Genomic DNA, 11285 nt, shown 5'->3' with positions numbered 1-11285 from the left:
GCTTCAGTGCCATAGTCCTTGAAAAAATCAAACAGGCTGTAGCCTTTCTGGAATTGGACTTTGCTTTTGGCCATGATCTCGCACCTCAGTAACTGTACGTAAGATCAGTATAGCTCGTGGTGACTGCTAATCATGGGTAATCAGGATATTTTATGTGTGTATGCATGTTTCAGCAAAGAGCGGAGCGAGCCCTATCAGGTAGTGCGTAATCGCCAAGGTGAACAGATTATGAGGCATAGTACATTCAACAGACATTATTTCCCATATCTGCCTGTCACCCAAGTGGCCACTCCACTTGGGGAATTCTGACAACCTGAGTAAGGGCGTTCAGCTTATTTAAGGCTCTCACATACGCCATCACGTCCCCAACCTGACCGTTGTATGTTCGTAGGCTGATTTTCCCCGCTAGCAACTGTTTAAACCGATACATCGCTGTTTCCCGAGCGAGCGATGGTGATATCCTGACATCCTCTACCTGTGCGCCAGGCCTTCCTTGCGCATCACCAGCACCGCCTCATTTCTCAGATGTCCCTTTTCCCATAATCCCGCGCTTTTGCGAGGCGGAATACAGGCTGTTGCCCCTTTGCGCAAGATATGCTGATGGCTGGCTTTGCTGTCGTAGGCGCCATCCGCATAAATGGTACCCAAGTTGCGCCAGATAGGTCGCTTCTCGGCACCGTGTTTTCTGACCTTCCACGCGCCTTCCCCAAATACATTGAGGCCAATCGAATCTATAACTAGGTCGGAGATCCCTCCTTTGGGGGACGGCAGTATAGACAACTTTCATAGTGCCGGTACTCAAAGCGGTACGTTCATCAACTCGAACAGAGAGTCGAGTAGTCCCTGAGTTGCTCGCAAAGTGAGACTGAAAATCCCCTTGAGCATCAGGAAGGTACAGATGGTCTGGTCGGTGTAGAGTTGGCTGCGGCCCCGCCGCCCATGATGGTCGTGGTGGAACCAGTTTGGCCTCGGTATCAACCCAGAAGGTGAGTGGACCCCGGTTAATCAGAGACGTGTTGTATTAAGACTAGTTGGTGATAGGGTGAAGCGACAAGCCCATGATGCAGACTTGAAAGGGATGGTGGTGATCAGATCACCAAGTCCTTAATTAGTCGCGAATTCAGATAATAACTGCAACACCCATGGTGCATAGGAGAGAAGAGGCCAACTGCCGGTTCTGGTACGCTTCTTCTCGCCAAAGAAACAAAGCGGAACACCATGAGATACCAGCAGTTGACCGAAGGACAACGATACCAGATCGCTTGCCTTCATGACCATGGCTTGAGCCAAGCAATGATTGCCCGCAAGGTGCGGTGTGCATCCATCCACCATTAGTCGCGAACTCCGTCGCAACCGGTGTACGCAAGGTTATCAACCAGCAGAGGCTCATCAATCGGCCACCCTGCGACGATGTTCAAGCAGCAAATATCGTGTCCCGGAAGATACCCTTATTTTCGTGACCATGGCGTTGGCCGCAGACTGGAGTCCGGAGCAGATAAGCTCGGTCTGCAGGCGCATTGGTTGCCCTGTCAGTCATGAGTGGATCTACCGCTATGTGGCGCAGGATAAGACCAACGGTGGCAAGCTGTTTCGTCACTTGCGGCAAGGCCACAAACGTTACCGTAAGGGACAGAATGCCAAGCGCTGCGTGATCCCCAACCCGGTATCGATCGATGAGCGCCCAGCGATAGTCGACTCTCGCAGCCGATTGGGTGACTGGGAGGTGGATACCGTTTCGGGCAAACAAGGTAGTGGTGCCATCGTGACACTGGCCGAGCGTAAGAGCCGACTCTACCTGGTGCAGTATGTGCCTGCCAAGACGGCAGCAGCAGTGGCCGATGCCATCATCTGCATGCTAGAGCCCTACAAGGCACATGTTCATACAATCACCGCGGACAATGGCAGTGAATTTGTGGAACATGAGCGAGTAGCCAAGGTGCTGAATGCCCAGTTTTACTTCGCGCATCCATACAGCGCGTGGGAGCGAGGTCTGAACGAGAACAGCAATGGCTTGTTGCGGCAGTATGTGCCCAAGGGCAGCGACCTGAGCCAGCTCAGCCCGGATGAGTTGTCGGCCTTCGAGCGGCGACTCAACCTCAGACCGCGCAAATGTTTGGATTTCAGGCAACCGCAGATCGTGTTTGATGAACTACGACAGGTTGCCTGATTTGGGGGGTGCTGGACGACGATGGCAATGGGTTGCAACCCAGACAATCAAGGCGCCTGTGTAGCGCCTTGATTGTTTTACGCGATCTGCATCGTTAAACGACTATGCCGTCGGCGCCGTTTCCTCTATGGCAATCGTGCCGGGCTCTTCCAGAGCTTCGACGATCAATGACAACCGATCCTGTTCGAAGTCCATATGCATGCGTCCAGTTGCGGCAGTGTCTTGCTGGCCTTCGCCGAGAGTTTGTTGAATCTCTCCACTTTGCCATACAGCCCTTGCTTGCCCACCAGCGCCTTGACCGTGTTGTTGTAGTGATTGCTGGCGGTGTTGAGCGTGCCGCCCAAGCTGCTCAGACGTTCGGCAACAAGGCAGACCTGGTTGTAGATGTCGCCGGCTTTTTCACTGATCTCGCGGGCCTCCGTATTGCTGCGTTCGATCATCCACAGATTTGATACCGTGCGCAGGATGGGGATCAGGGTCGTATGTGAGACCAGTACGATGCCCTTGTTGTATCCATACTCGAACAAATCCTTGTTGTGCTTCAACGCTTCGATATAGGCGGGTTCAATCGGCATGAACATCAGCACAAAGCTGGGGCTGTGCATGCCAATCAAGTTGATGTAATCCTTCGATGCCAGATCGTCGATATGCTTGCGCACCGCTTTGAGATGCTCTGCCATCGCCAGCTGATACGCCTCTGGGCTCTCGGCCGCTACCGCCCGATCATAAGCCACCAAAGAAACCTTGCTGTCGATGATGATGTGTTTGCCATCCGGCAGTTTGATCAGATAGTCGGTCTGCTTGTGCTTGCCTTCCGCATCCTTGAAGCTGCTCTGCACTTCGTAGTGGGCCGCTTCAATCAGGCCACTCATCTCCAGTGTGCGGCGCAGTTGCGCTTCCCCCCAGGCTCCGCGCTGCTGGGAATCGCCCTTGAGGGCCGACGTGAGGTTGTTGGCCTCCTTGCTCATATTCAGACCAATTTCCAGCACCTTCCGGATCTCGGCATTGAGCTGAGCGCTGCCTTGCACCGAGACATCGTGCACCTCGTTGATCCGTTTCTGGAATCCTTCGATCTGCTCGCGAAATGGCTTGAGCAGGCTATCGATCCCGATCTGGCTGCTCTGAGTGAACGCCTTGCCCTTCTCGTCGAAAATCTTGTTGGCGAGGTTTTCAAACTCCTGTGCCAGTGTCTTCTTGGCATCGGCAAGTTGACCCAGCTGCTCCTGGAAGTGCTCTTCCCGCTTTTGCAGCGTGGTCTTGAGCTCGGTGTGTTCGTTATCAACCTGATGCAACCGCTCCTGCAGGCCGAGAATGGCGTTCTCACGCTCTTTCAGGGTCTGTTTGACATCCACCAGTTGTTCACGGACTTCGCGCTCCGCGCTCTGCAGGGATTGCGCATGTTTGCCTTCATTGGCCAACTTATCCTTGAGCTGGCTGATCTCATCATGGGCTGCTCGGTTTTGCCCATCAGCCAGATTCAAGCGTTCACGCAAGTCAGCGATCTGCTCTTTCTGACCACGGTTTTCGGCCTGTGCCGTCTCCAGACGCTTCTCCGCGTCATGTTGCTGCTCCTTGGCCGCGCTCAACTGCTGCTGCAAGGCCTCGCTGGCAGCCTTACGTTCGCTCAATTGCGTCGCCAACTCTTGCAGCTGCTCTTTGGCACCCTCTAGCTGGGTCTGCACCTTGCCGGCCTCCACCTGCTGCCCATGACATTGTTGTTCCGCCGCCTTGAGCTGCTCCTGAGCCTGTGCCAATTGCTGTGTCAGCAAGCCCTGTGCCTGCTGTGCCTGCCCCAGTTGGCTAGTGAGCTGACCGAGCCGGTTGCCGTGGCGCAGCGCCGCCACAAAGTAGCCAATCACGCAGCAAGCGACTGCAATGATGACGCTGATGACAATGATCTCCGTAGTCCACTGGCTGATTTGCATGAATACTCCTTAAGCGTGCTTGAAAGGCAGATGTAAGTGGTGCGAATAGTGCTTTTGCCCGGCGATAACCACGATAATCGCGTCAATGCCTATGCTGGCCACTACTGTGCAACAGGCTAACACGCCCGATTTCATGGAAACCGATGGTGACTCACACTCCCGCCTGCTGATGCTCAACTGAGCAGAATGTTTATTAAAAATCCCGTTGGATGGCGACGTTCACAGGCTTGTCGGCCGCACCTTTGAGCATGGCGTCGAGCTTGTCGACGGGCTGGGATGGTATGCGGTCCCCGGGGTTGGCTCATCTTCCTATTCGACGTCTTCTTCGTCCGCTCGCGCGTGGCTCATGGCGCGGCCTTGGGCCGCAAACTCATTGCGACGCGCCCAGCTGAAATCCGCCAACACCAGATCCGGGTAATAGGCGCTGTTAGTGCCCATCATGACGCTGACCACAAAGTCCTGTATCACCTTCAAATACTGAATGAGGCCGTCCAGCGTGGGAGATGGCGCATGGATAAAGGCCAGGATCACCTCGGATACCTGAATGCCGACGGCAGCCAGCCCCTCACTGAGCGTGAAGGCGAGATCTTCCCCTGCGTGCCACCCCTCATCCAACTCGAAGTAATGGATGAGGGCCTTGCCAAGTTGCTCCGCCGTGCGCCACGCCTCCAGGCCGTGCACCTCCCCGGTCTACCTGCTGATCGCACGCGTTACCCGTTTATTTTCCTCCACAACATCGGCAACGCTTCGCGCTGGGATGCCCTCGATATGCGGCGCCACCCCCTTGCAGAGCAGACAATGGAAGAAGGGAAACAGCAATTCATGCACGACGCTGGGCGAGCCGAAATAACCCGCTTGGGACGCCGTTTGCAGCATCTGCGCAAAGCCATCGGCGGGGACTTGCCCGGCGGCATAAAAGGCAATTTCGCTTTCGATGATCGATTTGGCCTCCTCCAAAGACCAGCCGAAATGATCAGGATCCAGCGACAACCGCATTCTCGATGCCAGCCACCAACCTTCACTGTCACGAACAAAGAGCACTTCCGCCGCCTTGCTCCCCGTCCAGCTCCGGTATAGGTGGAGAGTTTCTCCTTCGAAATAGCAGAACCATTTGTACTCCATCGCCGGAGGGATAAATCCCTGTCGGATGTTGGCCATCTGCTCATCGCGAAAGCGCAGGCTCAGCGGAAGGGTGAGCGCATCTCGATGCAATGGTTGTAACCCTTGCCAATCATGCCGTGTCGCCGCCTTCATCCTTTATCTCCCAAGTCATCAGTTAAAACCCAGATGACTATATCGTTCGAGCAAAGCCGCTTCGATACTGGGGTTTTGCACATGTCGTATTTTCAAGCAGATATTTTCAAACTAATAGACAGATAAGAGGCAGGCGAGACGGACGGGGCAGTTCCTCACAACCACACGGCTTCCTGCTCCAGCGCCATCCCGCTGGCTTGCATTGACCGGATCAATTGCTTCACTTCCACGTCGAAATCGGCTGTCGCAGGGTGTGCCAGCATGGCGTTGAATTCGCGCTGGGTATCCTGCCAAAGCGTGGTACAACCGAAACGCTCGAGACGAGATGGCCACTCGGGCATCAACCACAGGGCCACGCTGTGGCCAAGACGGCTGCGAAGCCGGGCAAAGTTGAGCAGACCCACTCCGTCGTAGTCGGGAAAGAAGTGGATCGCAGGCGCCCGCTGGCGCAAGGCGAGCCAATCCAACAATGTGTTGGGCAATTGGCCACTGTAATAAGCAACACTGGCGGGCTGGGCGCAGGGTAGCCAGTCCAGCTGGTCAAACAGCGCCTGATTTTCCACAAGCCATAGCGGATGTTCGGTATACCAGGTGCTGTCGGCGTGCACAGTCAGAGCGGCGACGCCCAGTTGATCGGTGCTCAGTCGCAAGTCCAGCCGGTTGTCTTTATCATCTCGCCACGCCACCTGACCGGGACCGGCCTTTAACAGCAGATAGCTGAACTCATGCCCATGATCTGCCCCCTTGCTACGGCGAGTTGCGGCGATGTTACGCGCTCGGCGTGGCAGACCATCGACCAATTCGGCTTGCTCTATCGGCACCAGTTGTCGCCACTGGTGTTCCACCACGGCGGGCAGCCTTATCTCAAATACGACTCCCCTGCCCTCGGGCCGCATCTGTATGCTGCCGGTAGCGCGGGCAAAGCTGCTCAGCTCACGTCGCTGCCCCTCGCTCAATTGAGAGCTGGCAAGCCCTCCTCCAGGGGCTTGGCGCAATTTGCGCAAGGCGGCGATCAAACTACGGCTCATGGTCGCTCCTTGGGAGCAAGCACCAGCCAGCTCTGCCGATTGATATGGTTCTTGCCGGCATGGTGATGGATAGGTACGCAATAGCGTGCCGTGGTCAACGGAGCTGGCGAGGCGCAGATCAGGGCAAAACCGAATTCTGCCGCCACATCGATCAGATTTTTCTGGTTGCGGGTATCCAGCGCCAGCGCCTCATCCAGATAACAGATGGTGCGGATGCGCTTGTTCTTGTGATGCATCAGGTGGAGCATGGCCAGCCCGGTCACCAGCTTGGCCATCAATACGGTGCCGTTGGAGGCCGCACTGTCTATCTCGGTGAAGGACTCCTCCTGCTGATCCTGCTTACCTATCACAAACTCCAGGCGAAACAGATCGGCGACACGGAGCCCTTGCCGGGCATTGCCCTCATCAAACAAGGTCTGTTTGGCGCGATCCAATCGCACATCATCCAGCACGCTTTGCTGATTAAACAGATCGAAGCTCTCCCCCGTCTCCACCTGAGCGGACTTATCGAGCAGAATTTCGATGGCTTCCACCAGGTGTGCTTCATCCCTGGGCTCGATTTTGAAAACCCTGAGGTCGGACAGTTGACGCTGACTCACCAGCCGGTTAAAGCCCCGCATCTGCGCCTTAAAAGCATTCAGCCCCTGTCTGAGCTGTTTCAGGCTGGCGGTGACATTGATCACGGCACTGCGGGCCTTCTTCTCCAATGCCTCGGCTTCTTTTGGCAACATCTGATGGAAATCGAGGATCCGACTCCACTCCTCGTCCTGAGTCGGGCAGTGTTCATACTTGGTGAGTCCGCCAGCGTGCAAATCCTGCAAACCGCGCTGCAACGCGCTGTTCAACGCCAACAATTGACGACTATCGGTCTGGAATTCTTGCAAACGGGTATATAGGGTATCCAGCGTTCTGGTGGCTCCCCCGAGCCAGGGATGGTAGGAAAGAGATTCCAGATAACCGAATTCTGGCCCCTGATCCTCGCGCTGGTTACGCATGGTGACGATGCCGTTATGCTCATCATCCAGTCGCATCTGCGCTTGTCGCAAAGCATTGAGTTGATCAACCAAGCTCAATTGCTGCTGGTTAATCGCTGCCAGCTCGGCCTGTAGCCTATCCAGCTCTTGTTCATGGGCTATCAATTGCTCTGCTCGCTGGTCACTCTGGGCCAATAGATGCTGCCAGGTGTCGAAGTCGGCCAGCTCCTGCCGCAGTTGTTGCTGCTCCTGCTCTAATCGTTGCTTGTGTGCCTCGGCCTGGTGGCGCTGCTCGGCTGTTTGCTGCTGCACCTCCAAACTGGCGATATGCCTGTCGGTATCCCTGATCTGCTCCTTCAGCTCGGCTTCACTGAGTTGCTGAAACTGGGGATGCAACCGATGAAGGTTGATGCGCAGGCCAGCCAGCATCAGCGTCTCGCCCGGCGTCTGTGACAACTGTTGTTTCAACCGGGGCATATCCAGTTCGAAATCTGCCGGTCCTAGCTGCATCACTCCGGCCTGGAGCACCCGGTTTAGTCGCAGTAACTCCTCTTCACTCAGATGATCAGCCATGTGTCGATAGAGATTGTCGGTCAAGGTCTCCTGCTGCCGATGCAGGCTCATCGACAACTGCTGTTGCCGACGTAAATCTCGCCTTATGTCCTCTACGCTGCGGCTCTTGACCTGCCCCAGCAGGGTGATCTGAGCCTCCAAATTCTCCTTGACCGCCGCCAGCTGTGTTTCAAGTTGCTCACGTCCCGAAAGCAGGGTAAACCGACGCTCCAGCTCCGCTTGCTGCTGATTGAGCGCCAGCAGCTGAGTATGGGACTGCTGTTTTACGAGCCGTTCGACACTCAGCTCCTGAATACGGCTCCCCGATTGCTTTTGTGCCGTCTCGCATTGCAACACCTTGGCTGCCAATTCCTCTGCTGTGGACTCATAGTAGGAGTGCCACTGCTTGAGGTCTTCTTCTATCTGTGGGCACCAGACGATGAGCTTGCCTCTGAGCGTCAAACGCTCTTGCACTTGTTTGGCCAAGCTCAGGATCCGTGCAGACTGATTGACCGCCGCCTGATACTGAGCCCGTTCACTATTGACCTCGCTAAATGCCTTTTCCCACTCTTGCCGAAAGTCGATGGCCGCATCCGACAAGTCCCGTTTGAAGATTTCCAACAGATAATTTTTGACATCGGCCGAGGTGAGCCTATCCAGCCGTAAGGTACGAGTGAGGACCTGTCGATAGGCAGCAGCATCCGATTGATGCTCCAGATGAAAGAGGGTGAAATCGGGCTCGCTGGCGGCCCGCTTGCGACGACCACCATACAGGGCATCGCGAAAATCATTGGGACTCTTGTAGACAAACACCAGCCGCTGGCGCGTGGCCAGGTGGTTTACCAGTTGGGGCTCCGCCACCAGAGCGCCGCCGTCCAACCGATAATCATCCAGATCCAACGCTCCCTTGTAGGCAAAGTACTGATAGTCATGGCTAACCCCCTTGCCGACACATCCCAGCACCACGGTCCCCGTTTCTGGCAGACAGGCTTCCAGCAGTATGTAGGCGCTGTTGTTGGGGAAGTAGAATCGTTTGGACTTCTCCAGATCGTGGGCGCCAAAGTCCATGCGTCGCTGGTCGATGATCAATAAAAACTGCAGCGCGTTGATGAGGCTGGTTTTACCTGTGTTATTGGGGGCGATGAGTGAGACGGCAGCATCCAGCGGCAACTCGGCTCTCTGATACCCGGCACTGCCCAACAATACCAGACGCTCAAACCCGTACTGGATCATGCTTCCTCCTCCTCATCCAAACCCACCTCTGCCGATTCATCTTCCTCGCCACCCTGCGGCTCATCGAATGAATCGTCTTGGCCAGATGCGCTCAACGATTCGAAGTGTTCCAGATAGCGATAGACCGCCGGCAATAACTGCCAATAACCGTTAAGTGACAACGCAAATCCGAGCTTGACCGCGCTGTCCAGCAACGCGATGAAGCCATCCAGCTCCAACCCCTCGGCCTCAAGGATCTCCTGATGATGCTCGTGAGCCTTGGCCAGCAAGGCCTTGTCTACCCGCCACTCCGTAAAGCGGGACAAGGGTCTGCCCTCATCAGCCTGGGTATCAAACAAGCACATCCATAACAACGCCAGGCGCTTGCTAGTCTTGCTGGCTTGGCTGCCGGACTCCTCGATATGAAACCAGGCATAGCCACGTGGCTCGACTTTAAGCTCAAACCCCAGGGCGGCAAAAATAGCCTGATAGCTTTCCTGACAACGCTCCAGCTCGGCCCACAGGGCAGGCTCCGCCACCCGGTTGAGGTGCTTGCCGCTGTTGAACAGGCGAAACAGCTCACTCAGGGCACCGAGCGACTCCAGATGCGAAATAGAGGTAATCATGATCTCTGGATCCTGTAGGGGTGATAACTGACCAGCACCTCTTGCAAATCCGTTGTGGTGCTATCTGGGTGAAGGCTCGCCAGCCAAAGAGGCTCACGCACCAGTTCGTGGTAGAGTCGCAACAAGGTGGCATCCGGCTGCTCGCCATAATGCTGTAGCAACCAGAGCATCAGGTTCTCCACTGGCAGGCTCTCTTGCAGGTGTTGTTTGAGGGTCTCGTCATCAATGGGCTCTACCAGTGAGGCGTCGAAGGGGACCTCCGTCGGGAAACGGATGAGTTCCGGTATGTACGCCAGGGCGCTGGCCATAAAATCCTTGACCTCGAAGCCTACACTAACGCGTCGCGGTCGCTCCTGCCGCCAGACAGGCAAGGCCCCCTTCGTATTGCGCAACGGCAGAGCTCGCGTGAGGCCACGTTTGCGCACACGCCCCAACAACTGGCTGATGGCGGCAGACAGGCCATTATGCTCGCGCAGCTCTTCACGCAGCGGCAGCAAGGTGGCGGCACATTGCTGGGCTACCAATCTTCCCAACCGCTGCAACTCCTTGGCTTGATAAGAAACCTGACGCAACTGTAACTGGTGGGTATAAAGCCCACCTTGTATGGTGATGGCCTCTACAGCCCGATCCAGAGCCCTCTCCGCCTGCTCCAGAAAGGGATAGAAGTTGCCCGCAAGCCCGGAGTCCATCATCTCGTTCATGGGCTCCACATACTGGTCATAGGCTTCAAGCACTGAGCGATAACGTTGCGCTATTGGCATGGCTGCATCCGCGGATTTAGCCTGTTCGGCCAGCTCCAATATGGCATGGCGATCCTGATCCAATTGCAAACTGATCTGCCGCAACAGGTCTGACATCTTGGCTGAGCCCTGACGCAAATAATCGGGATTGAGTGGTTCAGAACCTTCCAGTATTTGTACTGTCGCTTGTTTGATGGCCTCGATACGCGCCTTGAGCACGGCAGAAAGCCCTAACTCATGCTCACGTAACAGCCCCCGCGCAAACTCTTGCACCAAGGGGTTGACCTGCAGGGTATCGGTTCGCTCAAGCCACTGCAGGACATCGCTGCTACATAGGCTGCGCAAGATTTCTCCACACTCAGGCTCGCTGTCACTGCCCCGGCTGGACTTGCCAATTAGCCTCAGCACCATCGCCTCATCGAAAGCAGGCCATTCCCGCGAAGCCCGAACCAATGCTTCGATGACGTCCCAATGTTTATGCAGTTGGAATATCAGACTTTTGGGATTTGCCATTCGGTATCCTTGTTCGCTCCCTTGGCCCCAGTCCAAAGAATCATACGATGGACGGCTGGCGTCATTTGACCACAAGAGCATAGAAAGCAACCCAGCTGGCAACAATACTGGATACTTCTACATGTCGTTTTTTCAAGCAGATATCTGACGACTCCGGTCTCCCTTACCGCCATTGCTGCAAATGCTCAAACGCTGCATATTCCGGCCGATCATGAACACCGATTCTGGTTCAACGTGAACACCATTTCCGGACCAACGTGAACGCTCATTCCGGTTCAACCTGAACACTTTGCA

General features: G+C 55.5%; 7 protein-coding genes and 2 pseudogenes. 1 reads left to right on the top strand and 8 read right to left on the bottom strand.

The genetic code is table 11. The annotated features are described in order from the left end of the window. Positions 1 to 274: 274 nt before the first annotated feature. Positions 275 to 1009, bottom strand: a pseudogene (locus tag MUW49_RS21860) (IS5 family transposase). A 209-nt stretch (positions 1010 to 1218) separates the two neighbouring features. Here MUW49_RS21860 and MUW49_RS21855 point away from each other — a divergent pair. Continuing rightward, positions 1219 to 2167: pseudogene (locus tag MUW49_RS21855) on the top strand (IS30 family transposase). A 164-nt stretch (positions 2168 to 2331) separates the two neighbouring features. On the opposite strand, the gene rmuC reads toward MUW49_RS21855, so the two are convergent. The 7 genes from rmuC to MUW49_RS21820 all read right to left on the bottom strand — a co-directional run bounded on the left by rmuC (position 2332) and on the right by MUW49_RS21820 (position 10991). After that, a complete protein-coding gene (gene rmuC / locus MUW49_RS21850) occupies positions 2332 to 4092 on the bottom strand; it encodes a DNA recombination protein RmuC (protein WP_244813261.1) in 1761 nt (586 codons plus the stop codon). A gap of 309 nt (positions 4093 to 4401) precedes the next feature. Continuing rightward, positions 4402 to 4773 (bottom strand): hypothetical protein, encoded by a 372-nt coding sequence (locus tag MUW49_RS21845; RefSeq protein ID WP_162540652.1) that lies wholly within the window; start codon positions 4771 to 4773, stop codon positions 4402 to 4404. Positions 4774 to 4782: 9 nt separating this feature from the next. Then, on the bottom strand, positions 4783 to 5346 hold the full coding sequence (locus MUW49_RS21840) for a hypothetical protein (RefSeq protein ID WP_244813259.1): 564 nt from the start codon (positions 5344 to 5346) through the stop codon (positions 4783 to 4785). 155 nt (positions 5347 to 5501) lie between these two features. Beyond that, complete coding sequence (locus MUW49_RS21835; protein WP_021140990.1) at positions 5502 to 6374, bottom strand: hypothetical protein; 873 nt, start codon at positions 6372 to 6374, stop codon at positions 5502 to 5504. Beyond that, positions 6371 to 9133 (bottom strand): hypothetical protein, encoded by a 2763-nt coding sequence (locus MUW49_RS21830; protein WP_005330554.1) that lies wholly within the window; start codon positions 9131 to 9133, stop codon positions 6371 to 6373. The genes MUW49_RS21835 and MUW49_RS21830 overlap by 4 nt, the downstream gene beginning before the upstream one ends. Next, positions 9130 to 9738: a hypothetical protein gene (locus MUW49_RS21825; RefSeq protein ID WP_005330555.1), complete on the bottom strand. Its 609-nt coding sequence runs from the start codon at positions 9736 to 9738 to the stop codon at positions 9130 to 9132. Before MUW49_RS21825 ends, MUW49_RS21830 begins: the two co-directional genes overlap by 4 nt. After that, entirely contained in the window at positions 9735 to 10991 is a 1257-nt protein-coding gene (locus tag MUW49_RS21820; protein WP_167826048.1) for a hypothetical protein, read from the bottom strand. The genes MUW49_RS21825 and MUW49_RS21820 overlap by 4 nt, the downstream gene beginning before the upstream one ends. Positions 10992 to 11285 lie beyond the last annotated feature (294 nt).

The organism is Aeromonas sp. LsrichE-8G (assembly GCF_022869435.1).
GTDB classification, from domain to species: domain Bacteria; phylum Pseudomonadota; class Gammaproteobacteria; order Enterobacterales; family Aeromonadaceae; genus Aeromonas; species Aeromonas caviae.
This window is presented reverse-complemented; position numbering and strand designations above follow the sequence as displayed.